Annotated in this window: 21 protein-coding genes; 12 read left to right on the top strand and 9 right to left on the bottom strand. The window is 63.5% G+C overall.

The window, feature by feature from the left end; translation table 11 throughout:
• Positions 1–151: 151 nt before the first annotated feature.
• Positions 152–868 carry an IclR family transcriptional regulator gene (locus ACSFA8_RS23530; protein ID WP_435481899.1) on the bottom strand — a complete coding sequence of 239 codons (717 nt, stop codon included), beginning with the start codon at positions 866–868 and terminating at the stop codon, positions 152–154.
• A 343-nt stretch (positions 869–1,211) separates the two neighbouring features.
• On the opposite strand from ACSFA8_RS23530, the gene ACSFA8_RS23525 reads away from it, so the two are divergent.
• The 12 genes from ACSFA8_RS23525 to ACSFA8_RS23470 are packed head-to-tail and all read left to right on the top strand — an operon-like array spanning position 1,212 to position 13,242.
• Positions 1,212–2,201, top strand: a complete 990-nt coding sequence (locus tag ACSFA8_RS23525; RefSeq protein ID WP_435481898.1) for a Bug family tripartite tricarboxylate transporter substrate binding protein — start codon at positions 1,212–1,214, stop codon at positions 2,199–2,201.
• Between the two features lie 13 nt (positions 2,202–2,214).
• Positions 2,215–3,774, top strand: coding sequence for an acetolactate synthase large subunit (locus tag ACSFA8_RS23520; RefSeq protein WP_435481897.1), 1,560 nt, complete (start codon positions 2,215–2,217; stop codon positions 3,772–3,774).
• A 52-nt stretch (positions 3,775–3,826) separates the two neighbouring features.
• Positions 3,827–4,621: an SDR family NAD(P)-dependent oxidoreductase gene (locus tag ACSFA8_RS23515; protein WP_435481896.1), complete on the top strand. Its 795-nt coding sequence runs from the start codon at positions 3,827–3,829 to the stop codon at positions 4,619–4,621.
• A 23-nt stretch (positions 4,622–4,644) separates the two neighbouring features.
• The gene (locus ACSFA8_RS23510; RefSeq protein WP_435481895.1) at positions 4,645–5,700 is read left to right on the top strand and encodes a WD40/YVTN/BNR-like repeat-containing protein; all 1,056 of its coding nucleotides are present in this window, start codon (positions 4,645–4,647) and stop codon (positions 5,698–5,700) included.
• Positions 5,693–6,172, top strand: a complete 480-nt coding sequence (locus ACSFA8_RS23505; RefSeq protein WP_435481894.1) for a VOC family protein — start codon at positions 5,693–5,695, stop codon at positions 6,170–6,172. The genes ACSFA8_RS23510 and ACSFA8_RS23505 overlap by 8 nt, the downstream gene beginning before the upstream one ends.
• A gap of 48 nt (positions 6,173–6,220) precedes the next feature.
• Complete coding sequence (locus ACSFA8_RS23500) at positions 6,221–6,826, top strand: amino acid synthesis family protein (RefSeq protein ID WP_435481893.1); 606 nt, start codon at positions 6,221–6,223, stop codon at positions 6,824–6,826.
• Between the two features lie 7 nt (positions 6,827–6,833).
• Complete coding sequence (locus tag ACSFA8_RS23495; RefSeq protein WP_435481892.1) at positions 6,834–7,694, top strand: alpha/beta fold hydrolase; 861 nt, start codon at positions 6,834–6,836, stop codon at positions 7,692–7,694.
• Between the two features lie 4 nt (positions 7,695–7,698).
• Positions 7,699–7,995 carry an NIPSNAP family protein gene (locus ACSFA8_RS23490; protein ID WP_435481891.1) on the top strand — a complete coding sequence of 99 codons (297 nt, stop codon included), beginning with the start codon at positions 7,699–7,701 and terminating at the stop codon, positions 7,993–7,995.
• 25 nt (positions 7,996–8,020) lie between these two features.
• A complete protein-coding gene (locus ACSFA8_RS23485) occupies positions 8,021–9,703 on the top strand; it encodes a bifunctional 3-(3-hydroxy-phenyl)propionate/3-hydroxycinnamic acid hydroxylase (RefSeq protein WP_435481890.1) in 1,683 nt (560 codons plus the stop codon).
• Between the two features lie 10 nt (positions 9,704–9,713).
• Positions 9,714–11,141: an NAD-dependent succinate-semialdehyde dehydrogenase gene (locus ACSFA8_RS23480; RefSeq protein WP_435481982.1), complete on the top strand. Its 1,428-nt coding sequence runs from the start codon at positions 9,714–9,716 to the stop codon at positions 11,139–11,141.
• Positions 11,142–11,166: 25 nt separating this feature from the next.
• Complete coding sequence (locus tag ACSFA8_RS23475; protein WP_435481889.1) at positions 11,167–12,615, top strand: NAD-dependent succinate-semialdehyde dehydrogenase; 1,449 nt, start codon at positions 11,167–11,169, stop codon at positions 12,613–12,615.
• Positions 12,616–12,645: 30 nt separating this feature from the next.
• Positions 12,646–13,242 (top strand): nitroreductase family protein, encoded by a 597-nt coding sequence (locus tag ACSFA8_RS23470; RefSeq protein ID WP_435481888.1) that lies wholly within the window; start codon positions 12,646–12,648, stop codon positions 13,240–13,242.
• Between the two features lie 237 nt (positions 13,243–13,479).
• Here the strand turns inward: ACSFA8_RS23470 and ACSFA8_RS23465 are convergent, their stop codons facing one another.
• From ACSFA8_RS23465 to ACSFA8_RS23430, 8 genes are all read right to left on the bottom strand, one after another.
• Complete coding sequence (locus tag ACSFA8_RS23465; RefSeq protein ID WP_435481887.1) at positions 13,480–13,629, bottom strand: hypothetical protein; 150 nt, start codon at positions 13,627–13,629, stop codon at positions 13,480–13,482.
• 12 nt (positions 13,630–13,641) lie between these two features.
• Positions 13,642–14,637: a WD40/YVTN/BNR-like repeat-containing protein gene (locus ACSFA8_RS23460; protein WP_435481886.1), complete on the bottom strand. Its 996-nt coding sequence runs from the start codon at positions 14,635–14,637 to the stop codon at positions 13,642–13,644.
• 18 nt (positions 14,638–14,655) lie between these two features.
• Positions 14,656–17,067: an efflux RND transporter permease subunit gene (locus ACSFA8_RS23455; protein ID WP_435481885.1), complete on the bottom strand. Its 2,412-nt coding sequence runs from the start codon at positions 17,065–17,067 to the stop codon at positions 14,656–14,658.
• Between the two features lie 140 nt (positions 17,068–17,207).
• Complete coding sequence (locus tag ACSFA8_RS23450) at positions 17,208–18,857, bottom strand: DUF1302 domain-containing protein (protein ID WP_435481884.1); 1,650 nt, start codon at positions 18,855–18,857, stop codon at positions 17,208–17,210.
• A gap of 35 nt (positions 18,858–18,892) precedes the next feature.
• Positions 18,893–20,248 (bottom strand): DUF1329 domain-containing protein, encoded by a 1,356-nt coding sequence (locus tag ACSFA8_RS23445; RefSeq protein ID WP_435481883.1) that lies wholly within the window; start codon positions 20,246–20,248, stop codon positions 18,893–18,895.
• A 309-nt stretch (positions 20,249–20,557) separates the two neighbouring features.
• Complete coding sequence (locus tag ACSFA8_RS23440) at positions 20,558–21,181, bottom strand: cytochrome b (protein ID WP_435481882.1); 624 nt, start codon at positions 21,179–21,181, stop codon at positions 20,558–20,560.
• Between the two features lie 37 nt (positions 21,182–21,218).
• Complete coding sequence (locus ACSFA8_RS23435) at positions 21,219–22,670, bottom strand: aldehyde dehydrogenase family protein (RefSeq protein WP_435481881.1); 1,452 nt, start codon at positions 22,668–22,670, stop codon at positions 21,219–21,221.
• Between the two features lie 39 nt (positions 22,671–22,709).
• Positions 22,710–24,053, bottom strand: a complete 1,344-nt coding sequence (locus ACSFA8_RS23430) for an aspartate aminotransferase family protein (protein ID WP_435481880.1) — start codon at positions 24,051–24,053, stop codon at positions 22,710–22,712.
• Positions 24,054–24,258: the final 205 nt, after the last annotated feature.

Below are 24,258 nucleotides of genomic sequence, written 5' to 3'. Positions count from 1 at the left end.
CCGGTCGCCGCGAATGTCGCCGGCGTGGAACTTTGGAAAGCCGGTGCAGATGCGCTGGCGTCAACGATCGCCGAGCCTGGACGCAGCGAGTGCGTTGCCTTTCGGCCGCGCTCGTCGGTTCGTGACCGACCGCGAATGCGGAGTTGGCCTTCTAGCCCGCAATTCGCGATGTGATCTTCCGAGCGGCCTCGACCATCAGTGTCGAAAGGAAGGCCCGGTTGAAAGCATTGAAGCGCTCGGAGTTTCCCGCCAGGGTAATGCTTCCGATGATGCGTCCCTTCTCGTCGAAGATGGGAGCGGCGATGCCGCTCTTGCCAGGATCGAGTTCGCCCTCGCTGATGCAGTAGCCGTCCTTGCGGATGCGCAGCATGGCCTTGGAGAAATCTTTCCACGTCAATCCGATGCGCTCGAGATCTGCGGGGGCGGCGCTGTCGAACAGGCGTCGCACCTGGCGCGGCAACAGGTACGCAAGGATGACCCGCGAAGTGGCGCTGCGGAAGAGATCCATCGGGCGGCCGCGTCCGAAGTTCAGTGTCAGCTCGTCGGCGCCGGAGCGCTGAAGGATGTTGATCACGGTCGAGCCGTAGAGCTCGCTGATGAGCAGTTCCAGGTTCGTCTGTGCCACCAGGTCGCCCACGATGTCGCGGCTCGCTGCGAGCAAGGGGTCGAACTGCGTCATGTGCCGATCCAGCTCGATGATCCGCGGCCCCAGCGCGTAGCCGCGCGGCAAGCGCACCAACAGGCCCACATTGGACAACTCGCGCACGTAGCGGTAGGCGCTTGCCGGTGTGTACCCCAGCTGAGAGCAAATGATTTCGATATCGATCACGGGCTGATCCGGCTTGAACAGGTTCAGCACATCGAGCATGCGGCTCAGGCTATTCATGGCGTCGAGAGTGAGGTGATGCGCAGCGCGCGGGTCGTGCTCTGGCAAACCCCAAGGTTAAACGATGCGGCGCAGGAAAGGCCTTTGCATCCAGTTGCCTCGTGCTTGGAACGACATGTTCTTAAACACAAGTGGTGATAATCTAGCAATAGAACATGGCTTTTTGTAGACACATATTTGCTTTTCTTGATCTAAACGATAAACTAGCAAAATACTGAGAAAAGAGAAAACAGGGGCAGGGGTTGTCGGGCTATCGCCCTCGGCGATTCGAGTGCTCCCCGCTCGGAGCCGGAACGTCGTCAGCAGGGGTCTCTAGGAGTCAGCGATGAAGAGAAATTTCTTTCGGCAAGCCTGCGCTGCATCGGCGATGCTTTTGGCCGCATGCCTTTCACCGGTGCAGGTTTGGGCACAGGCCGGCTGGCCGTCGCGGCCCATCCGGATCGTGGTGCCCTACCCGCCGGGCACGGGCCCCGACGTGATGGCCCGGCTTGTGACCGACGGACTGGCCAAGGAGCTCAAGACCACGTTCGTTGTGGAAAACAAGGCCGGCGCCAACGCGATCATCGGGACGTCGGAGGTGGTGAAGTCGCCGGCTGACGGCTATACCTTCCTGCTGGTCGACCGGCTCACCCTCACGGTCAATCCGTTGCTCTATCAGCCGCTGCCGTTCGATCCAAAGAAGGATCTCGTCTCAGTCAGCAACATCGCCGACGTGAATCTGTATCTGGTGGTCAGCGCGCAGGTGCCCGCCAACGATTTCAAGTCCTTCATCGGCTATGCCAAGGCGCACCCCGGCGAGGTGCCGTTCGGCACCGGCGGCGTGGGCAGCGTCATGCACTTGAACATGGAGTTGCTGCAGGCGGGCACGGGCGTGCAGTTCCTGCACGTGCCGTACAAGGCGCTTGCCGAGGTCATACCCGCCATGCTCGGCGGCCAGGTGGTGGCGACGTCGGGCGGTGTCGAAGCTTTGCTGCCTCATGTGCAGAAGGGCAGCCTGAAGCTGTTGGCCGTCGGCGCCAGTGCGCGCACGCCGGTGGCGCCGAACGTGCCGACGATCACCGAGGCCGGTGGATCCGACATGCTGCTGTCCACCTCCTACTCGCTGCATGCCAGGGCAGGCACACCCCCGGACATCCTGGCGCGAATGAACGCGGCCCTCACCAAGGTGCTTGCGGCGCCCGACCTGCAGGCCTGGGCGTCCGCGCGAGGCCTGCGGGCCGGGGCGTCCAAACCCGCGGAACTCGATGCACAGATCGCTGTTGACGCAGAGCGTGTCGGAAAGCTCGTGCGCGAGCGCGGCATCAAGGTGCAATAAAAGAAAGAAGGCAATGAAGAAAATGACCGGCGCCGAGGCGCTCTGGCTCGCGCTTGCAAACGAAGGTGTGGACACCTGCTTCGCCAATCCGGGCACCACCGAACTCGATCTGGTGCGTGCACTGGAGCAACGCGACGAAATCCGCTGCGTGATCGGACTGCAGGAAAACGTCTGCACCGGTGCGGCCGACGGGTACGGCCGCATGCTCGTGCGTCCCGCGGCCACGCTCTTGCACCTGGGGCCGGGCTTTGCCAACGGCATCGCGAACCTGCACAACGCACGGCGCGCACGCACGCCGATCGTCAACCTCGTCGGAGACCACGCCAGCTGGCATTTGCCGTACGACGCGCCGCTGACCTCCGACATCGAATCCCTGGCGCGGCCGGTCTCCGGATGGGTGCACCGCATCGCTAGCACTGACGACAGTGCTGTCGCGGCTGTCGAGGCCGTGCGGCAAAGCGTCGCAGCGGGGGGGCGTGGCGCCACGCTCATCTTCCCCGCCGACTTTCAGGCTGGCGACGTCTCGCGCGCTGCCAGGGACGAAAAGCCTGCAGCCGTCGACGCAGGCCCGGAGGGTAGCCTCGACGCGGTGCAATGGATCGAGCGCCTGCGCGCGGCTCGGCGCGTGGTGTTCTTGCTGGGCGGCGGCGGCGAGCTCGCAGGGCTGGGGCAGCGCGCCCAGCGAGCGACAGCCCGCCTGTGCGCACTGCTGGGCGCACAGGCATATGCCGAGACCTTTCCGTCGCGTTCCGAACGCGGGCAGGGGCTGCCGGCCTTCGATCGGCTGCCCTACTTTCCCGAACCGGCGCGTGAAGTGCTCGACCCCGCCGACCTCGTGGTGCTCGTGGGCGCGCTGCCGCCCGTGACGTACTTCGGCTATGCGGGTCACCCCAGCCTGCTGGTGAACGCCGAACGGCTGCTGGTGATCGCCGAGCCGGGACAGGCGGTGGCCGAGCGGCTCGAGCAAATTGCCGATGCCTTGGGTGCGCCGGCCTACCTGGCGCCCGTTTCGTCGCTGCCGGACGTGCCCGAGGGCGCGCTCACGCCGGCCAAGATCGCCGCGGTTCTGGCGCGCGAGTTGCCGGCGCGCGCGATCGTTTCGGTCGAGGGTGGGACTTGCGGCTATCCGTTCTACGCCGCGTCGTCGGCCGCCCGCCCGCACACCACGCTCACCAACACCGGCGGGGCCATCGGGCAGGGGCTTCCCGTGGCGATGGGCGCGGCCATTGCCTGCCCGGACCGCAAGGTGGTCGGGCTGCTGTCGGACGGCAGTACCCAATACACGATCCAGACGCTGTGGTCGATCGCTCACGAGAACCTCGACGTCGTCGTGTTGATCGCAGCGAATCATCAGTACGCCATCCTGCGCAACGAACTGCGGCGCGACGGCGCGGCGCTCGGCGCAAGGGCCGAGGCGCTGACTGCCCTGGATCACCCGCGCATCGATTGGGTGGGACTTGCCCAGTCCTATGGTGTCCCGGCCACGCGCGCACACACGGCGCAGGAACTGGCTGAACAACTGCATCGGGCGTTCGGGCGAACCGGCCCCGCGCTCATCGAAATGGCCCTTTGAGGGCGCAACGACAGGGCGCCGGAAGGCGGTCTGCATCAATCAAGGAGAACGTATGGATCTGAGACTCAGAGGCAAGGTCGCTGTCGTGACCGGTGGCAGCCTTGGCATCGGCCGGGCGGTGACGCAGGCGCTGGCAGCCGAAGGCGTGCGCGTGGCCATCGTGGCGCGCAGCAAGGAGCCGCTCGAACAGGTGGCGCGCGAAATCAGCGAGGAAACGGGCGTCGAGATTCTCGCCGCCCCCGCAGACGTCAGCAGCACCGAGCAGGTGGACGCGATGATGAGCAGAGTAGCGGCACATTTCGGCCGAATCGACATCCTTGTCAACGGGGCTGCGCACCCGGGTGGCCTCGTGCGCAGCGAGATCGAGAACGCCGACCCCGAGGGCCTGCTGGAAGACATCAACATCAAGGTGGTGGGCTACATGCGCTGCGCCAAGGCGGCCGCGCCCCACATGCGCAAGGGCGGCTTCGGCCGCATCATCAACATCGGCGGCCTCACCGGCCGCGGCAGCAAGCAACTCTCGGGCATGCGCAACGTGGCGATCTGCCACTTGACCAAGACGCTCTCCGATCAACTCGGCCCGTTGGGAATCACGGTCAACGTGATCCATCCCGGCGTGGTGGAAACACCGCACATCCACGAGCTCTACGCCAAGGAGGCCAAGCTGCAGGGCCTGACGCCGGATCAGGTCGAGGCGAACTACGCCAAGGTCACACCGATCCGCCGTGTGCTGCAACCCAATGAAATCGCCGATGCCGTGCTGTTCCTCGCCTCCGAGCGAGCCGGCGCGATCACCGGTGAATCGATCGCCGTGGACGGCGGCATCACGCGCGGCATCTTCATCTGAGCGAAGCGAAGGAGTACTCGATCATGCAGGGGACAATTCTTGTGGGAACCGCGGGGCAGGGTATTCTGCGCAGCGCGGACGATGGTGCAACGTGGCATCGCCTGGGGCTGAAGGAGGCCATCGAGTTCGATGGCGTCGTGCGCAGTCTTCTGGTCGACCCCCGCAATCCGAACCGGATTTTCGCGGGCGCGGATGCCGGCATCTGCCTGAGCGAAGACGCGGGCGTGCATTTCAGACGCCTCGAATCGCCCGCAAACGGCATGCACGTCTGGGCGATCGCGATCGACCCGCGCGACTCCAACGTGATCTACGCTGGAACGGGCGCGCCCTCTCGCGCTGCGATGTTCCGCTCGCTCGACGGTGGTCAGAACTGGACGCGGCTGGGCATCGAACTGCCGGAGTTCTGCGGCGGCGTGAACCGTCCGCGGATTCTCACTGTCTGCGTGGATCCCGATGACGGCGCGGTCTGGTTTGGCGTGGAGGAGGGCGGTGCTTGGCACAGCCTGGACCAGGGCGAGACTTGGCGTCGCGCGGACGACGCGCCAAGCGGCATCGTCAACGGCGACATCCACGCCATCACAATCCTTCCGGCGCGCGGCGGTCAGCCCAAGACGCATTTGCTTGCCACCGTGAACTCGGTCTACACCAACCGCGACGGCGGCTACGGGGCGTGGGCCGCGGAGAGCTCGGCCGAACGTTTCGAGGGCATGTACTACACGCGCACGCTCGCAGCGCTGGAAGGCGACCGGGACGTCCTGTTGGTGGCCATCGGTGACGGCACGCCGGGCACACGCACGCAGATCTACCGGTCGCTCGATCGTGGCGCGACATGGTCGACCGCACTGCTCCATGCGGTACCCAACTCCACGTTCTGGGCGCTCGGAACGCACGCTGCAGACCCCCAGCTGGTGTTCGCCGGCACCAAGTACGGCCACCTCTTTCGCTCGATGGACGGCGGCCGGAGTTGGTTCAAGGATTGGCGCGACTTCAGCGAGATCACGGCCGTGGCGTGGACACCGGCGGTGGCAGCCGTCAAGGCGCATCCGAAGTCGATCCTGGGGGCCAAGCCCCATGACTGAGCGGGCTGCGGCCGTTGTGCGGCCCAAGATCCGCCGCACGCATCTCTCGCTCTTTGTCACCGACCCCTTCGTGTCGGCCGGATGGTACGAGCGCGTGCTCGGCATGCAGGAAACGGCGCGCGGCGCACAGTGGGTGTTCATGAGCTTCGGCCAGAAGCATCACGACATCGCGCTCATCCGTCCCGAACCCGGTGTTGCGGTGGGCGGTTGCGCCCTGCAGCACTACGGCCTGGAAATCGACGGCGACTTTACGGAGTTGAGGCGGCTCTACGGGCAGTTGCTTAGGGCCGGTGTGGAGGTGGTCAAGACAACTGACCACAAGGTGGGCTATGGCTTGTACTTCAACGACCCGGACGGTCACCGCTTCGAGTTCTTCCTGGAAACCGTCCACGACGACGAAGAGGGCAAGCGCGTACTGCATTCCTACAACGCGCCCAGCGATCACTTCCACCTCGAGCCGTTGTACGACTGAGCAGCGCTCATTTCCTTCTCTCATCTTCAACATTGATCGCATATCTCTATGACCAAGACCGCCAGTTCCAGCGTCTTTTGCATTCGCAAGTGGTACCTGCAGATCGAAGACACCCTCTTCGGTGAGACTGGTGCTCCCGCCGATGGCGAGCCGCTGCGCAAGATCGTGATCGCAGCCTGCATCCACAACCCGTTCGCCGGCAAGTTCGTGCAGGACTTGTCTTCCTGGATCGAGCCCTCCCCCGAACTCGGGCGTGAATTCGGTCGTCGGATTCAGGAGGCGGCCCAGGGCCGCGCTATCCAGAGCTACGGAAAAGCCTGCCTGGTGGGTATCGATGGTGAGTACGAGCATGGAAATGCGCTGCTGACCAATCCGGCGGCCAACCCGGTGCGCGATCACGTGGGCGGCGGCAAGTCATGGGTGCCGTCCACCGGCAAGCGCGGCGGCCCCGGAACCGTGATCGACATTCCCCTAGCGCACAAGGACGCGCTGTACGTGCGCTCGCACTACGACACCATCACGGCCCAGTTCAGCGACGGCCCCAATCGGGACGAAGTCATCGTGTGCTGGGCCTTCGCCACCCGCGGCCGCCTCAACGCCCGACTCGGGGGTCTGAAGGCCTCGGACGTCAAGGGCGAGGACGGGCTGTACTGAGATGGCTATGGAGCGGCGCGACTACACGCTGGCCCTGTCTGGGCTGAACTTCCACGTCACCGAATGGGGAAGCGAACAGGGATGGCCCATCCTGATGCTCCATGGCATACGCGGCTATGCCGAGACTTTCGCCGGCATCGGCGCGGCGCTGCAACCCGGGTTCCGCGTGATTGCCTTCGATCAACGGGGGCGGGGTGAATCGGACTGGGATCCGACGCACAACTACTATACAGATGCCTACGTGGCCGACATCGAAGGCATCGTGCAGGCTCTGGGGCTTGCGCCCTTCGACCTGCTGGGGCACTCGATGGGGGGCATCAATGCCATCGTTTATGCCGCGCGCCATCCGCAGAAGGTCAGGCGCCTCGTAATAGAAGACGCCGGTCCGGGGGCCTTCGATACCAGCGAGGGTGCGACGCGTATCCGCAAGGAACTGGCTACCACGCCCGATAGGTTCGAATCCTGGGGGGCGGCCAGCGACTTCATGCGCGCCCTGCGCCCGACCGTGACGGAAGAGGCCCGGCAACAGCGCCTCCACAACATGCTCAAACCTCTGCCAGAGGGGGGCTATACCTGGCGCTACGACCACGCCGGCATCGCCGCGACGAGGCTCAATCCGGATCCGGCTCGCATGATCGATCTGGAGCCCAGCGTGCGGGCCATTGCATGCAAGACGCTCGTGGTGCGAGGGGGCCGTTCCGACTACCTGCAGCCGTCGATGGTGGCGCGAATGCGCGAAGTGAACTCGTGCATCGTCGATGCCGAAATCCCCGATGCCGGCCACTACGTTCACGATGATCAGCCGGTGTTGTTCGAGCAGTTGGTCGCCCAATTCCTCAAGCCGACTCCCGCATTCGCCTCCCAGTAAAAAAATGATCCACGAACTTCGAACTTACACCCTGGTGCCCGGGAGCGTGCGCGAGTACCTGCGCATCTACAACGAGATGGGGCGCGAGGTGCAGACGCGGTTGCTGGGCAATCTGGTCGCGCTCCTGGCACCGGAGAGTGGCGATCTCAATCAGCTGGTCTATCTCTGGGCATTCGACAGCTACGAGGAACGCGCCCGACGTCGAACAGAGTTGACGGCCGATCCCGCCTTCACCGAGTTCCGCAAGAAAGTTCGACACCTGCTGGTGCAGCAGGACATCAGGCTGCTCAGCCCCGCTTGACACATAACTACGGGAGACACAACCGATGACAAACCCAATGGAAATCCAGGTGCTTATCGTTGGCGCGGGGCCCGTCGGCGTCTCGATTGCCAACCTGCTGGGTGGCTACGGCACATCGACGCTGATCGTCGACCGCAGCCTGCAGGTGATGGACTACCCCCGCGCCGTGGGGCTGGACGACGAGGCGTTGCGCACCTTCCAAGCGGCTGGACTGGCCGAGGACATGCTGCGGGACATGATCCAGAACGTGCCCATGCGCATGTACACCGCTGGAAAGCAGTGTTTCGCGGAAATCCTTCCCAGCACACGAGAGTTCGGCTGGTTTCGTCGCAACCTGTTTTCCCAGCCTCTCGGCGAGGCAGTCTTGCGCCGGGGGCTGGAACGGTTTCCTCACGTCAACCTGCGCGTGGGGGTGGAGCTGGTCGGGCTGACGCAGGATGAGACGGGCGTGACTGCGACCGTGCGCGATGTGCAGGGCGCGGAGAGTCAGGTGCGCGCGCGCTATCTCGTGGCGTGCGACGGCGGGCGCAGCATCGTGCGCGAGGGCATTCTCAAGCTGCCTTTCGAGGGGCGCACACATGCGGCCAAATGGGTGGTTATCGAATGCGACCAGGATCCGCTGGACGCCCCCTATACCGCGCTGCATTGCGAACCCGCCCGGCCCTACGTGTGCTTGCGTTTGCCGTACGGCCTGCGCCGCTGGGAGTTCATGCTGTTCCCCGGCGAAGACGGCGAGCAAATGCTAGCTCCCGAGAAGGTGCGGGAACTGCTTGGTCGCCATGTGGCGCAGCCCGAGAAACTCAACGTCATCCGTGCGCGGGTCTATACGCACAATTCGCGCGTGGCCGGCTCATTCGTCTCCGGGCGGGTGTGCCTGGCGGGGGATGCTGCACACATCACGCCGCCGTGGATCGGCCAGGGTCTGAATGCGGGCCTGCGTGATGCCTTCAACCTGGCTTGGAAGCTCGCCTGGATCCTGCAGGGGCGGCTGAAACCCGAGTTGCTGACGAGCTACCACGATGAGCGCCATGCGCACGCCAAGGCGATGATCGACTTGGCGGACCTGTTCGGATCTGTGCTGTCCCAGCGCAATCGCTTCGTGGCCTGGTTGCGTGACCGCTTCTTCCTGTCCATCAAGAACATTCCGCGCGTACGCGACTACGTGTTGCAGATGAAGTTCAAGCCCATGCCACGCTTCATAAAGGGCATCGTCCTGGACAGCGGCGATGTGCAGCGCGACGAACTGGTGGGGCGCATGTTCATCCAGCCCAACATAGAGCGCGAGCCCGGGCGTACCCAGCGGCTCGATGACGTCGTCGGCGCCCGCTTCGCACTGGTGAGTTGGCGCAGTGACGCACTGGCGAGCGCGCCCGCCAGCCTGCGGCTGCAACTCGACCGCCTGGGCTGCGACCACTACGTCGCTGTGCGGTCGCGCAGTGTCAGGAACGAAGCCTGCTCTCATGTGCCGGTCCAGCCGTCGGGCACGGTGGTCGAGGACGTGGAGAACGCGCTGCACTTCTGGTTTCAGGGCAAGAACGTCGATTGGGTGTTGCTCCGACCGGATCGCTTCATTGCGGTCGCAGGCAAGGTGGGCGACGCCGTGCAGCAACTGTCGGCATTCTGCGAGACGGTGTTGCCGGCTGCCATGTCTTTCCCGGCCGGCTGCGCAGGCTCAGAGGAACCGTCACAACTGGTGGCGCATGCCTGAGGAGATGATGGTGTATCCCGATCTTTCCCTCTACATTGGCGGCCGCTTCGTGGGGAATGACGGCCGCCCCGGACAAGACGTTCGCGACCCTGCGACCTTCGACTTGCTCGGGTACCTGCCCTGGGCCACGCGCGAGGACGTCGACGCCGCATTGAGCGCCGCACACCGCGCGTTCCAGTCCTGGCGACACAGCTCGCCGGTGGAGCGGTCCGAGGTATTGCGCAAGGTGGCGGCATTGGCGCGCGAGCGCGCCAATGCCATCGGGCGCGGCATCACGCTGGACAACGGCAAGCCGTTGCCCGAGGCGGTCGCCGAGGTGCTCAATGCCGCTGAGCACGTCGAGTGGCACGCGGAGGAGAGCCGTCGAATCTACGGCCGCGTCGTGCCGTCGCGTAACCCGGCGGTGCGTCAGCTTGTGGTGCGTGAGCCAGCAGGCGTCTGCGTTGCCTTCAGTCCATGGAACTTCCCGTTCGGACAAGCGATGAAGAAGGTCGTGGCTGCGATTGGCGCCGGTTGTACCGTGGTGCTCAAAGGGCCCGAGGAGTCGCCCAGCGCCATCGTGGCGATGGCCCGCTTGTTCCACGACGCAGGGCTGCCCGAAGGCGTGTTCAACATCGTGTGGGGCGTACCGAACGAGATCTCGCGCCAATTGATCGAGTCGCCTCAGGTGCGTGTCGTCTCCTTCACCGGCTCGGTTCCGGTGGGCCGGCAACTCGCCGCTTTGGCGGGCTCGCACATGAAGCGAATGAACATGGAACTGGGCGGCCACGCGCCGGTGCTGGTGTTCGACGACGCCGACGTGGAGCAGGCCGCGACCTTGCTGGCGCGACTGAAGACCCGCAACGCGGGGCAGGTGTGCGTGTCGCCCTCGCGCTTCTTCGTTCAGGCCGGCATCTACGACCGCTTCGTGGCCAGCTTCGCCGACGCGCTGCGCGGAGTGAAGGTTGGTCACGGCCTGGAAGAAGGCGTCCAGATGGGGCCGCTGATCCACGAGAGGCGCCTGCAGGCCGTGAGCGAACTCGTGAACGATGCCGAGAAAGTGGGCGCGCAGGTGCTGGTGGGCGGCAAGAGGTTGGGCGAGCGCGGCCATTTTCACGAGCCGACCCTGATTGCGAACGTGCCGCAGCATGCCCGTGTCATGCGCGAGGAACCATTCGGTCCGATCGCAGCGCTTGCGCGTTTCGACACGGTAGACGATGCGCTGCGACTGGGCAATGCGCTTCCCTTCGGCCTGGCCGCCTACGTCTTCACGCAGTCGATCCAGACCTCGACGCGGGTGGCCAACGCACTGGAGGCCGGCATGGTCAATATCAACCATTCCGGCATGGCGCATCCCGAACTGCCGTTCGGGGGCGTGAAGGACAGTGGCTTCGGCAGTGAAGGCGGCACCGAGTCTTTCGACAGCTTCCTGGTGACCAAGCTGATCACCCAAATCTGAATCTGCAATCTTGAATACCCACTCCATGCTGAATCTGCGAGACCCTTCACTGCTGCGAGAACAATGCCTCGTGGCGGGCCAGTGGATATCCGCTGACCAGACCATCGCCGTCACGAACCCCGCCAGCGGCGCCGTAGTCGCCCATGTGCCCCGGCTGGGGGCCGCCGAGACCAGGCGGGCTATTGAGGCCGCGAACCAGGCGTGGCCCATCTGGCGCGCGCGCACGGCCCACGAACGCTCGGCCTTGCTGGCGCGCTGGCACGCACTGATTCTCGAGAACCAGGACGATCTTGCGCGCATCATGACGGCAGAGCAGGGCAAGCCGCTGGCCGAGGCGCGGGGCGAGATCGCCTACGCGGCGTCCTTCATCCAGTGGTTCGCCGAAGAGGCCAAGCGGGTGTACGGTGAGACGATTCCAGCGCCTATCGCCTCGCAGCGCATCGTGGTGATCAAGGAGCCTGTGGGCGTGTGCGCTGCGATCACACCATGGAACTTTCCGGCCGCGATGATTACGCGCAAGGCGGGTCCGGCGCTCGCGGCGGGCTGCGTCATGGTGGTCAAACCGGCGAGCCAGACCCCATTGACTGCCCTGGCCTTGGTGGCACTGGCCGAGCGTGCGGGCATCCCGTCCGGTGTGCTGTCGGTGGTGACCGGTTCGGCCGGCGACATTGGCACCGAGCTCGCAACGAATCCGCTGGTGCGCAAGCTTAGCTTCACCGGCTCGACCGAGGTGGGGCGGCACCTGATGCAACAGACGGCGTCGACCGTCAAGAAAGTCTCAATGGAACTGGGCGGCAATGCGCCCTTCATTGTGTTCGAAGATGCCGACCTCGACGCAGCGGTGGAAGGGGCCATCATCTCCAAGTTTCGCAATGCGGGGCAGACTTGTGTGTGTGCCAACCGGCTGTACGTGCACGCCGGCGTGTATCACGAGTTTGCGCGCAAGCTGGCGGATGCCCTGCAGGCCCTGAAGGTCGGGCCGGGTGACGAGGAGGGCGTACGCATCGGTCCGCTGATTGATGAGGCGGCAGTGCGCAAGGTTCAGGAGCACCTGGCGGATGCCACTGGGAAGGGCGCGCGCGTGATCGCGGGCGGCGGCAGGCATGCACTGGGCCACAGCTTTTTCGAACCGACTGTGCTCGTGGGCGTCACGCAGGAAATGCGTTTCGCGCGTGAAGAGACTTTCGGCCCGGTGGCGCCACTGTTTCGCTTCACGACCGAGGACGAGGTGGTTGCCATGGCCAACGACACCGAATTCGGCCTGGCGAGCTACTTCTATGCGCGCGACCTGGGCCGCGTGTGGCGCGTATCGGAACGCCTCGAATACGGCATGGTCGGCGTGAACACCGGGCTGATCTCCAATGAAGTCGCGCCGTTTGGCGGTGTCAAGCAGTCGGGCCTGGGTCGTGAAGGCTCGCGCCATGGCATCGAGGACTACCTGGTCATCAAGTACATCAACATGGCGGGCATCTAGGCGCCCGCGCGCATTTCACCTGAGAAACCCATGACACAAACGCGTCAACCTGATCACCTGATCCATCCCCTTTTCACAGACCGCTGGTCGCCTCGCGCGTTCACGGGCGAGGCGATCCCCGAGTCTGCGCTACTCAGCATGCTCGAGGCGGCGCGGTGGGCGCCCTCGGCGTACAACGCCCAGCCCTGGCGCTTTATCTATGCGCGGCGCGACACAGCCAGTTGGCAGCCCATCTTCGATACGTTGGTGGAATTCAATCAAGGGTGGGCGCAGCGCGCGGCCGCGCTGGTGGTCATCGCCTCGGCCAAGCAGGCTGTGTTTCCAGGCGCGGCCGATGCCGCACCGAACCTGTGGCATTCCTTCGACTCTGGCGCAGCCTGGGCCAGCATCGCGTTCCAGGCCACACTCTCAGGCTGGGCTGCGCATGGGATGGCCGGCTTCGACTTCGAACGTCTGCGTCAGGTCGCAGCCATCCCTGATGCCTATGCGGTGGAAACCGTCGTGGCGATCGGCAAGCGAGGGGACAAGGACGTCCTTCCCGAGGGATTGCAGTCGCGCGAGTCGCCCAATGGCCGACTGCCGCTAACCCAACTGGCGGCTGAGGGGCGTTTCAGCTTCAGCGATTGAGGGCCGTCCGTGCCAACGGGAGACTGTGCACCACCAGTGACAACGTGGGCGCCAAGTTGCCTTTTGGCAGACCGAGGACGGGGTTTCATCGCGGGGGCAAATCCGACATCACGCCAAACGGCCCTCGGGTTGCGCCTTGCGCGTTGACCCAGTTGACCCAGTTGACGCAGGCCTGTCGGCCGCGTCGAAAGTCCTTGGCGATGGTGACCGAAGGGCCTGTGTGAGACAGCAGCTGGCTCACGACGATTTCGTCTGCTTGCGCGTGTAAGCAGGAGCGATCGACGCCAGCAGGAAGAGGGCGGTCACCGCCATATGCGATCCGAGTTGAGCTTCCAATCGGCGGCAATCCCCCGGATCGATCGACAGACTGGCTGTGGCGTGCGCCATGGCGCGCTAGCTTCACTTTCCCGCGGCGTTGGCTGTCAACACGCCTTGCCGTGAGTACAGGACAGGGCGACGCTGGTCGTCGAGCGTCAGACTCGTCAGCGGCAGGCGATCAGGGCGTACCTGGGTAGCGAACGTCAATCCGGCGTCGTCGCTGTGCAACTCCAGTCCATCGAGACCTACCCCCACAACCTGGGTGCCGGTGGTTGCCAGCGCCGTGATGGACGACTTGGTGCGTGTCTCGATTCGCCGCCAAGTTCGGCCGTCATCTTCACTGCGATAGAGCGAACCACGCAGCCCGGCGGCCAGTAGAGCGCCGTCCCCGGTGGCGATGCCCGTCCAGAATGATCCCTTGTAGCCGGTGGCCAGATAGGTCCAGTGTTGCCCCTGGTCGTCGGATCTGAGAACCATGCCCTTCTCTGCCGCCGCGAAAAGCCGGCCGCGATGGTCCGCGAAGAGACTCAGAAGATTAAGGTCGGCCTTCTTGGCGCCGTCGGGGATCGGCATTGGCACCGTCTGCCACCGAACCCCGCCATCATTGGTGGTCAACACGAGCGACCACAAGCCGACGGCGACACCATGTTTGGCATCGAAGAAGTGCACGCCGAACAGCGGTCGATCCTGATGTACGTCGCTATGCTGGACGATCCAGTTCTCGCCCCCGTCCGTGGTGTGAAGAATCACGCCCGCATGGCCAGCCGCCCATCCTTGCCGTTCATCAACAAAACTCACCGAGGTGAGCGGGACATTCACGGGCACGGTACCTGCCTGTCGGTGAGTCTTGCCACCGTCGTCGGACAGAAGCACGATGCCGTGGTCACCGACGGCCACGAAGCGTGCCCCGGCCCGTGTGCTGGCGAGCAGCATCGCCTGGGTCGCATGGCGCACATGCAAGGCCGGTGCGAGTAGAGGAACTGAAGCAGCGTCGGTGCCTTGCATTGCCTGGGCGGTGCAAACGCCAGGCAATCCGAGCGATGCCGTAAGAACAAGTGTGGCGAGTGCGTTTTTCATTGTCGGAGTCCGAATGTCTCAGTGATTCTGCAGTCCGGTCGCCAGTACCGGTTTGCGGCGGGGGAACAGCCGCTCCAGCCACACCGCCACAGCTGGAAGCGCCGTCATCGCCATCACCATGTTCACCATGAACATGAACGCGAGCAGCTTGCCCATGTCGGCCTGGAACTTCAGTTGCGAGAACGACCAGGTCGCGACGCCGATGGCCAGCGTGATCGCCGTGAAAATGGTTGCGGTGCCGACCTCGAGGATCGCGTGCTCGACGGCCTTGACGATGGGTTGCCCGTTGGCCATGTGCACCAGCAGACGGTTGTAGATGTAGAAGGCATAGTCGACACCGATGCCCACCGCAAGCACCATCACCGGCAGCGTCGCGACGGTCAGCCCGATCTGGAGCTCCTTCATGAACCAGTAACCGATGAAGGTACCCACGGTCAGCGGCAGACAGCAGGCGACCACCGCACGCAGATCACGGTAGACCAGGAACACCAGCGCCACGATCGCTGCATAGACATACAGCATCATCGGCAACTCACTCTTCTCGACTTCATCGTCAATGGCGGCGAGCACTCCGGCATTTCCTGACGCGAGGCGGATCCTGACGCCTGGCAGCGTGTCCTTGGTGCGGAAGTCCTTCACTGCATTGATGACCCGCTGGATGGTCGTGGCCTTGTGGTCGGTGAGAAACAGATGCACCGCCGTCATGCTGCAGTCTTTGCGCATGGTTCCTCGGATGCGACCGACCTCGGTGGACAGGGCGGCGTAGTTGCCGGAGTCGATGGGCACCACACTCATCTTCGGATTGCCTTCGTTGTAGCCCTCGTTGTAGAGGCGCAATTGACCCGAGTACGAGGCTACAGACAGGATGCCCTCGACAGATTGCATGGCCCAGGTGAAGCGGTCTTGGTAGAGACCGATGTTGACGTTGTCGCAGCTATTGGCTGGGGCTTCGAAGATGACCGTCAGCCAATCAAGTCCGGTGTCGTAGTTGCTCGAGATCGCCACCGCATCGAGGTTGAAGCGGGAGTCTTCGCGCAGTTCGGGGGCTCCGGGCTGCAGGGTGCCGACCACGCGATCGCGGCTTTGCCACACGGCTGTCGCGAACACCGCCGTGGTGATCAGTAGCACGATCAGCGCGTTGCGCGGTTCGGCGACTCTGGCTAACGTGCGCAACCATCGCGAACGCTTTTCGCGCTGTATCAGCGCTTGATCGGCGTAGCTCTTGCTGATATCGAAGTACGAGGCCGCGACCGGCAGCATCACCAGGTTGGTGATGATCTTGTACGCGACGCCAAGAGAGGCCGTGATCGCCAGTTCGCGCACCATCGGGATCGGGATCAGCAACAAGGTGACGAACGAGACGAAGGCCGTGACGAGCGCCAATGTGCCTGGGATCAAGAGCCCGGTGAAGCTGTCGCGGCAGGCGTCGAAGTTGGAGCGACCATGGGAAATCTGCCGCACGATGAAGTTGATCTGCTGCACGCCGTGCGACACACCAATCGCGAACACGAGGAATGGCACCAACACCCCCAATGGATCGAGGCCGAATCCGAGCAGCCGCAGCGTGCCGAACTGCCATACAAGAGAAGTCAGCGAGCACACGATGGGCAGCACCGTGAAGCGCAGTGAGTGGCAGTACCAGTACACCGCGAACGCGGTCAGCAGCAGCGCAACGGCGCAGAACTTCAGGACGGAGCGTGCGCCGTCGGCAATGTCGCCGATCTGTTTGGCGAAGCCGATGATCTGGATCTCGAAATCGTCATCCTCGAATTTCGACCGGATCTTTTCCTCGAGGATGCGGTTGTAGGTGACATAGTCGAGCTTGACGTTGTCGGCGTCGTACTCGAGCAGTTCGGCGGTGATCATTGCGCTCGTCTCGTCGCGTGAGACCAGCGTTCCGACAAAGCCCCCTTGTGCCGCAGTGCGTCGGATGTTGGCGATCGTGTCCTCGGTGAGCTGCTCCGGCGTGATCGTGCTGTCGATCAGCGGATCGGCGCGAAAGCCTTCTTCCGTGATCTCGTTGACGAAACTGTTGGGTGTCCATAGCGACTGAACGCCGAGCCGCTCCACGTTGGGCAGGAAAGTGACGGCCTGCGTGACTTCATAGACGCGCCGCAGCGCAGCAGCATTCCAGATGCTGCCGCGTCGGGCCTTCACGACGAAGTTCAGTCGATTGGCACCGAGAACGTCGTTGCGGAATTCCTTGAATGTTTCGATGTACTCATGGCCGATGGGCATCTGCTTGTCGAACCCCGCGTCCATGCGCAACTGAACCGCGAACCATGTCATCCCGAGCGTAAACAGCGCGAGTGCGATGAGGAGTTTGGTTCGATGACGAAAGGCCAGATGTTCGACGCGTTGTACGGCACGAACAATCGATGAACTGGATGCAGTTGCGGATTCGGACACGGGGCGGCTTTCAACAGGCATTCGGGGACGCGATCGGCTCGCTGGGCGACTTGATCGCTCGATGACCGATCGGATACTTCCCTGGTGAGATCAATTCGGGCGATGGGCTTGCTCGAAGGGGGTTCGGTCGTGCAGACCCCTTCGGCAGCGCGTTGTTCGGATCAGAAGTTCCGGGACAGCGTGACGCCCAGGTAGTTGCGATCGCGGTAGGGCTGGTCAAACACCCGCTTGCCCCCGAAGAAGGCCGCATAGTTGATCGATGCCTGCCACTTGGCGGGATTCTGCACAAAGGTGACGATCAAGTTGACCGACTTGGCGCCTTCCATGAACTGCCCGGCAGCGTTCGGAGTGCGACCTTTGACCGCCTGGAAATAGTAGATCTCGGGAATCACTTGCCAACCGGGAATGAGGGTGCCGTCATAGACCCAACTGAAGTCGACGTTGTAGCCCATGGAGGTCTTTGTGCCCATCGGGGTCGGCGAACCTGCGCTGTCGTATTCCTGACCCCATCCCCAGCCGCCGGCGGAAATTGGATCCCCGCCATAGGTCTGCTTGAGGTTGGGGTAGCGCACCACGACAGCCTCTGCCATCAGGGTTGCCGTGCTCGCGCCGAGCAGTTTCAGCAGGCCTCCGGAGTTGCTGGGAGTCATGCTGTAGAGGCCGGTCAGGTGCCATTGGAACTTCTTCTCGTTGACCCAGCAGTTGCCGTTTTGCGATGCACAGCCACTGACGGCGGGGTTGAGTGCGACGGCATCCTTCGGGCGGTAGGACAGTTCTGTTCCAACGGCCCAATCGCCTATCGGCATGTTCGCGCTGACGCCGTAAAGGCGACGATTTTCCGCGAAGGCCCAGCCCGGTACGCCCTTGCCTCCGGCATTGGTGCTGAAGTTGGGGCTCTTGTCGTGGTAGTTCATCCCGTAGAGGCCCAGATTCAGCGAAGTGCCGCTGGGCTGGTAGCGCAGGGCCACGCCCCCTTGACTACTGTCCTTGGGCTTCACCTCGATCAGTCCGTAAGCGTCATGGCCTTTGCCGAGCCCGTTGGCTGTCGACCAGTAGCTGCCCGTCGGGGGCAGGTAGTTGCCATTCCAGTTCGACTGGAGATATGCCTCGACGTTGAATCCGTGGCCCAGGCCACTGGCGACGCTGATCATCGGCGCGGGCAAGAGAACTTCCTTCAGCTGCGTGCCAGGCTGTGATGCCCTCATGACGTCGACGGCGTTAGTGCTGTTGATCCCGCCCGGAAGGAACAGGCTCTCGCCCCAATTGATGACCTGGTTGCCGACCCGCACTCGCGCCTGTTCGTTGCCGACCTGAAAGCTTTTGCTGACCCAGAAGTCCAGAAGTCGCGCCTTGAATCGCAGATCTTTCCGGGCGTCGCTGGCGAGCCCGTTGGAGAGTTCGGGAGGTGCAGTGGCGCTCAGGTAGCCCGTCGTACTGGTGGCCGAGAAATCTCTGATCCAGTTGACCCGTCCGAGGAAGGTGATGTCAGAGGGGAATTTGAGCAGCAGTTCGTGGCTGCCCTTGACGTAGGTCGTGAACGCATCCCCCTTTGCGTAGTTCAGGTTGCCTTGATCACCGAGGGCGGACGAGGGTGCGAGGCAGCCGGCGGGTGCGCCGATGCCGCTGGCACCCGCGGTAATTAGGGAGCACCCAGGTGCCTTGGCACGAACGCCTGTGCCGATTGTGATCGTCGAGTCGAAGCTGCCGCGGCCGCCTTCGAATTCGAACGTTTCAGCTTGCGCGCCGAAGCTGAACAGGGTGCAGGCGGCCATCGCGATCGAGCGATGCTGAGATGAAGCGACGGTGAACATGTTGTTTTCTCCTCGATTGGCCTATGGAGTCAGGATCACCGCTCGCTGATGGCGCGGAGGTTGTCCGAAGTAAAGAAGCCCGCCTTGAACCGCGGCCCGTTGGGCTCGGTGAACCAGCGGATGTCCTTGCCGACGCCCGCTGTGTGCGTATCGAAAACGTAACGGCCCTCGGCAATGTTGTTCTGAACCATCGCCATCGAGTCGCAGGTTCCGGTCTCATACACGGGAATCAGGAAGCCTTCGCGCATCTTTGCCAGCTTGTTCTGACCGTCGAAGTCGTCCATCAGCAACGGTGCCCAACTGTCCTCGTCCAGGTAGATGGTGCGTTTCGGTGCGGAGTGGCGCATGCCGGCCTTCACTGTCGCCTCGATCACCCACACTCGGTGCAATTCATAGCGACGATGGGTCTGCGCTATGAAATCGTTCCCTGCGACGTCCTCGAACTTGGCCTTGAAGTCGTACGCGCCGAAGGCGTTGTATGGCACGTAGATCTCCTTCTTGCCGACCAGCTTCCAGTCAAACCGATCCAACGCCCCGTTGAACACATTCGGCTCGTCGAGCGTGTATTGGTTCTCCATGCCGATCTGAGGCGCATCGTGGGAGTAAGTCGGCATGCGACGTACGCGCCGCTGGCCCGGAAAATAGTAGAAGGTCTCGTTCTCGGCCTGGTTGATGTACTGCGTGATGGCCAGGGCCTGACCGGCTAACGCTGCCGGCGACACGTAGCCGAAGTACACGTAGAACTCGACCGGTGGATACGAGGACAGTTGGTTGGAGCCCTTTGCGCCCCAGGGGATGAACAGCGTCTGCTCCGAATCGGCGCGGATCCAATCCGTGCTGCCGCGTCGGGGCGAAACCGCCGTGATGGTGCCCTTGTAGTCGATGCCAACGCCGCGATAGCGCATCTTCGAGTTCCACATTGCTTCGACACCTGTCGAAGGAATTGGAAAGGGGTAGCCCGGGACCGTTGCCTCCTTGAGGCTCCAGCCGTCATCGTTGAGCTTCGCGGTATTGACGTTTTTCTTCGTGTTGCTGGCGACGAAGTCTGGAACGCCGCATGTCCGATGCGACGGGTAGACATCCATGCGGTAGTCCTTGCGCTGCTTGAGCATGGCAAGCTGACCGGCGGACAGCTTGTCGGCATACTTGTCCGCGTTGGAGGCGTCGATCGTGAACAGCGGCTTCTCGTCCTTGTGTTTCCAGTGGTCGCGCCGGAGCTTGCCCCATTCCCATCCCGGCAACGGCGCTTCGGCGCCCTGCCAAGCGGGGATCGTTCCATCCTTGTTACCTTCCTTTTCAGCGCCGGAGGGCGTGAGCTTGTCGAGCTGCGCTGGATCAACAGCGGCGGCGGGGAGGGGGGCACCAAGCAATTGAGCGACCAGAGCCGCCATCAGTGTTGTGCGGGATAGCTTGGCGATTGGCAGAGTTGTCCTTAGCATGAGTTCTCCATGGGGTTGGGTGTCTTCGATCGGTGCCCACATTGCTTGCGCTACGCTTGATGGCTCGCAGCGGTCATGCACTCGGCAGATGCACGTGGTTGCGTGTTCGAATCTAGGGGCGCGGAACGAAATTCGATATCCGAGATCGGCAAGTCCTGAAGCTGGCGAGCGGAGGCGTTGTCCATAGCCTCGCGGATCCGGCGCGCCGCGGCGCGCCAACAGAGGCGGCGCAATCTGCGCCGCTTCCCGGCTCTCCCTGGGCTAGCGGTTGCGGATGGGCAGCATCCGGCGCAGAACCGTGTCTCGGCGCACGAAATGATGGATGAGGGCCGCGGCGACGTGCAGTGCCACCAGCGCCCAGGCCACGCGCTTGCCCAGAAAGCTGTGCACGATCCACATCACGTCCTCAAGCTCTGTTGTCGTCAACGCGAACGCCGAGCGGATCCATCCGGCGAGGGTGGTGTCTCTGCAGGCGGGAAGCACGAAAAGACCAAAGTCAGTCGCGTCGTAGGTGGTCATGTAGCCCGACAGCGGCATCAGGAACAGCAACGCGTACAGTGCCCAGTGCGCGACGTCTGCGGCCCGATTCTCGAGTCTCGAGCCAGGGACATGGCTCGGAGGGGTTCCCAATATGCGCCATAGAAGGCGTGGCAGTGCCAGGAAGCCGATCGTGATACCGAGCACCCAATGGATGTTGAGGATCGGTACGACACGATCGGCGGCGGGCACGATGCCGAAGAGTGGTGGCTTGATGCTGGTTTGTGGGTCGACGAACCAGATCACGTAGTAAACGACGACATACGCAGTTATGAAGGCTGCCGCCGTGACCCAGTGAAAGAGCATCGAGACGCCACCGTAGGCATCCAGCGTGTTCCGCCATCGCATCGCTTTCTCCTTTTTGCTTGTCGGACAGAACGTGCGATCAGGGCAGCAGCACGGTGATGACCTTCTCCTCGGTGTACGCCAGTGCGCCGGCGAGTCCGCCCTCGCGACCGATGCCGCTGGTCTTCAGGCCTCCCCAGGGCAGATTGGCGTCCAGAGGGCTCCAGCAATTCACGCCGACGGCACCTACCTTCACGGCAGCGGCCACGCGGTGGGCACGCGTGAGATCGCGTGTCCACACGGTGGCTGCCAAACCATAGACGGAGTCGTTGGCCAAGGCGATGGCCTCATCGTCGGTGTCGAACTCGATGATCGTGCCCACCGGACCGAAGATCTCTTCGCGCGCGATGGTCATGTCGTTCGTCGCGTTGGCGAAGATCGTGGGCCTGACGAACCAACCCGTCTGCGGACTCGACACGCCGCCAGCGAGCAATTCGGCGCCCTCGTCGAGGCCGAGTTGGATGTAGCGGTTCACGCGCTCGAACTGCGCCTTCTTGGCCACAGGGCCCATCTGGACTCCGGGCAGGCGCGGGTCGCCCACGTTGACTGCACAAGCGGCTTCGGCCAGGGCAGCGGCAAACTGTTGCGCGATGCCCCGTTGAACCAAAATGCGCGAGCCCGCAGCGCAGACCTGTCCCTGGTTCACGAACAATCCCATCGCGCAACCGCGAACGGCGTCATCCAACGGGGCATCCCCGAAGACGATCTGCGGACTCTTGCCGCCGAGCTCGAGCGTCACATGCTTAAACAAGGTGCCGGCGATGCTCTGGATGGCGCGTCCCGCCTCGGGGCTGCCCGTGAAGCTGATCTTGGCGACGTCGGGGTGCTCGCACAGCGCGCGGCCTACCACTTCGCCATGTCCGGTGACCACGTTGACCACGCCATCGGGAAAACCGGCTTCCTGACACAGTGCTGCCAGATGAAGGGCGGACTGCGGCGTCTCCTCCGAAGGCTTGATCACCACCGTGCAGCCTGCTGCCAAGAGCGCTGCAAGCTTCCAGACGGTGATCATCAGCGGCGAGTTCCACGGCACGATGGCACCGACCACACCGACCGGCTCACGGATGGTGTAGGAGAGGGTGGGGATGCCCATGTATCCCCCGGTGGGGATGGTCCGGCCTTCGAGCTGGTTGGCCCAGCCCGCTGCAGCACGCAGGTTCGCGACGGCGTTGGGCACGTCCATCATGCGTGGCTCCATCGGCGAACGTCCGATGGCATCGGCATCCATGTCGGCAAGGAGGTCGGTGTCGCGCTCGACCATGTCCGCCAGTTTGCTCAGCAGACGGCCGCGCTGCGCGCCACTGAGCTTGCTCCACGCGCCGTTGGTTAGTTGCGTGTGTGCTGCGAAAACCGCACGCTGAACGTCTTCAGCCGTGCCGCGAGCGGCCGTCGCATATTCCTGCTCGCTGACGGGACTTACGAGGCTCATGCGTGCGCCGTCGGACGCCTCGGCATGCGCGCCCTCGATGAAGTGCTTCCAGTGCTTGCTCATAGTCGATTTTTTGGATGGGGTGTGAGATTGCGCTGCATCTCAGCGCGTGAAGGGCACTTCTTTGAACGCGGCGTCGAGCGCGGCGACGATGTGGTCGATCTCGGGACGCTGGATCACGAGCGGCGGCGACAGGATGATCTTGGTGCCCACTGGACGCACGAATACCCCGTTGCGGCGCGCCGCTTCGGCCACCGCGTAGGCATAGTTCGACAGCGGACTGATCGACTCGCGGGTCTTCTTGTCATTGACCAGGTCGATCGCCAACATCAGGCCCTTGCCGCGGATCTCTCCAATAGACTCGTAGCGGTCGACGAAAGGCCTCAGCGCCTCGAGGAGGTAGGCGCCTTGCTTGCCGGCGTTGCCGGGCAGATTTTCCTTCAGCACGATGTCCAGGCTGGCAATTGCAGCCGCGCATCCGACGGGATGCCCGGCGTACGTGTAGCCGTGCATGACCACGCCCGAAAAGTCCTGGTTGCTCTCGAACGCGTCGGCCACTCGGTCGTTGAACACGGTGGCACCCAGGGGCACGTAGCCCGAAGACAGACCCTTGGCAAAGCACATGAAGTCAGGCTTTACGCCCCAGCCGCGCGCACCGAAAAGGCTGCCGGTACGGCCGAATCCAGTGACCACCTCATCGGCGATCAGCAGCACACCGTACTTGTCGCAGACCTGGCGCACCTTCGACCAAAAGCTAGCGGGAGGCACGATCACACCGCCGGCGCCTTGAACCGGCTCGGCAATGAAAGCCGCCACCGTGTCCGGCCCCTGGAACTCGATCTCGCGCTCGAGCATTCTTGCGCACAACTCCGAGAGTTCTTCGGGATCCTGGGTGAATGGATTGCGGTACACCCATGGGTTTTGCACTTGTGAGCATCCCGGCATCAGCGGTTCGTAGTTGCGGCGGAAGACGGTGTTGCCGTTGACCGATGCACTCAGGAAGTGGCTGCCGTGATAGCCCTCCTTGAGCGAGATGAACTTGGTGCGGTCTTTCTGTCCGAGCACCTTCCAGTACTGGCGCGCGAGCTTGAGCGCGGTCTCGGTCGAGTCCGAACCGTTGGAGCTGAAGACAACGCGCTTCATGTTCTCCGGCGCCAGGACGTCGATCAACTGCGCCGACAGATTCTCTGCCGGTGGATTCGAGACCCCGTCGAACAGCTGGAAGTACTCCAGCTGATCCAACTGCTCGACGATGGCCTTCTTCACCTCGGGTCGGTTGTGGCCGACGTTGACGTTCCACAGGCCGCCGACGCCATCGACGAACTTGTTGCCGACGTCGTCAAAGACGTAGCAGCCTTCGCCACGGACGATGCGAAGCGGCTTGCGCTCCTTCATGGCGGCGGGGTGCATCATGGGATGCCAGAAGCGGGCTTTCTCGTAAGTCATTGAGTCTCCGAACAGGACGTGCGCGCGCTGAGGGCGCGCAAATTTCAAAGGGACGAAAGGGCGCTGCCAATGCCGGCAGCGCGGGCGAGTTTCACGGCGGACCATCGCGCGGCGTTAGCCCAAATTAGCAACTGGGAGCCTCCAAGCCACGAGCCGTATCCGCGCGGTTTTGCCTCGGCGCGCCCTGCTGCACATCGGTTGGCAC

It is taken from the genome of Variovorax nitratireducens, from assembly GCF_051216545.1.
In the GTDB taxonomy this organism is placed as follows: Bacteria; Pseudomonadota; Gammaproteobacteria; order Burkholderiales; family Burkholderiaceae_C; genus Variovorax.
Note: the sequence above shows the minus strand (reverse complement) of the source record. Positions and strands in the feature narration are given on the sequence as shown.

Excerpts from the sequence above, each read along its gene's own strand:
- ACSFA8_RS23455 (WP_435481885.1), bottom strand. The coding sequence starts at position 17,067 with ATGCCTGTTGAAAGCCGCCCCGTGTCCGAATCCGCAACTGCATCCAGT.
- ACSFA8_RS23435 (WP_435481881.1), bottom strand. The coding sequence starts at position 22,670 with ATGAGCAAGCACTGGAAGCACTTCATCGAGGGCGCGCATGCCGAGGCG.
- ACSFA8_RS23445 (WP_435481883.1), bottom strand. The coding sequence starts at position 20,248 with ATGGCGGCTCTGGTCGCTCAATTGCTTGGTGCCCCCCTCCCCGCCGCC.
- ACSFA8_RS23525 (WP_435481898.1), top strand. The coding sequence starts at position 1,212 with ATGAAGAGAAATTTCTTTCGGCAAGCCTGCGCTGCATCGGCGATGCTT.
- ACSFA8_RS23510 (WP_435481895.1), top strand. The coding sequence starts at position 4,645 with ATGCAGGGGACAATTCTTGTGGGAACCGCGGGGCAGGGTATTCTGCGC.
- ACSFA8_RS23485 (WP_435481890.1), top strand. The coding sequence starts at position 8,021 with ATGACAAACCCAATGGAAATCCAGGTGCTTATCGTTGGCGCGGGGCCC.
- ACSFA8_RS23430 (WP_435481880.1), bottom strand. The coding sequence starts at position 24,053 with ATGACTTACGAGAAAGCCCGCTTCTGGCATCCCATGATGCACCCCGCC.
- ACSFA8_RS23490 (WP_435481891.1), top strand. The coding sequence starts at position 7,699 with ATGATCCACGAACTTCGAACTTACACCCTGGTGCCCGGGAGCGTGCGC.
- ACSFA8_RS23495 (WP_435481892.1), top strand. The coding sequence starts at position 6,834 with ATGGAGCGGCGCGACTACACGCTGGCCCTGTCTGGGCTGAACTTCCAC.
- ACSFA8_RS23520 (WP_435481897.1), top strand. The coding sequence starts at position 2,215 with ATGAAGAAAATGACCGGCGCCGAGGCGCTCTGGCTCGCGCTTGCAAAC.
- ACSFA8_RS23515 (WP_435481896.1), top strand. The coding sequence starts at position 3,827 with ATGGATCTGAGACTCAGAGGCAAGGTCGCTGTCGTGACCGGTGGCAGC.
- ACSFA8_RS23440 (WP_435481882.1), bottom strand. The coding sequence starts at position 21,181 with ATGCGATGGCGGAACACGCTGGATGCCTACGGTGGCGTCTCGATGCTC.
- ACSFA8_RS23505 (WP_435481894.1), top strand. The coding sequence starts at position 5,693 with ATGACTGAGCGGGCTGCGGCCGTTGTGCGGCCCAAGATCCGCCGCACG.
- ACSFA8_RS23475 (WP_435481889.1), top strand. The coding sequence starts at position 11,167 with ATGCTGAATCTGCGAGACCCTTCACTGCTGCGAGAACAATGCCTCGTG.
- ACSFA8_RS23530 (WP_435481899.1), bottom strand. The coding sequence starts at position 868 with ATGCTCGATGTGCTGAACCTGTTCAAGCCGGATCAGCCCGTGATCGAT.
- ACSFA8_RS23500 (WP_435481893.1), top strand. The coding sequence starts at position 6,221 with ATGACCAAGACCGCCAGTTCCAGCGTCTTTTGCATTCGCAAGTGGTAC.
- ACSFA8_RS23470 (WP_435481888.1), top strand. The coding sequence starts at position 12,646 with ATGACACAAACGCGTCAACCTGATCACCTGATCCATCCCCTTTTCACA.
- ACSFA8_RS23465 (WP_435481887.1), bottom strand. The coding sequence starts at position 13,629 with ATGGCGCACGCCACAGCCAGTCTGTCGATCGATCCGGGGGATTGCCGC.
- ACSFA8_RS23460 (WP_435481886.1), bottom strand. The coding sequence starts at position 14,637 with ATGAAAAACGCACTCGCCACACTTGTTCTTACGGCATCGCTCGGATTG.
- ACSFA8_RS23450 (WP_435481884.1), bottom strand. The coding sequence starts at position 18,857 with ATGTTCACCGTCGCTTCATCTCAGCATCGCTCGATCGCGATGGCCGCC.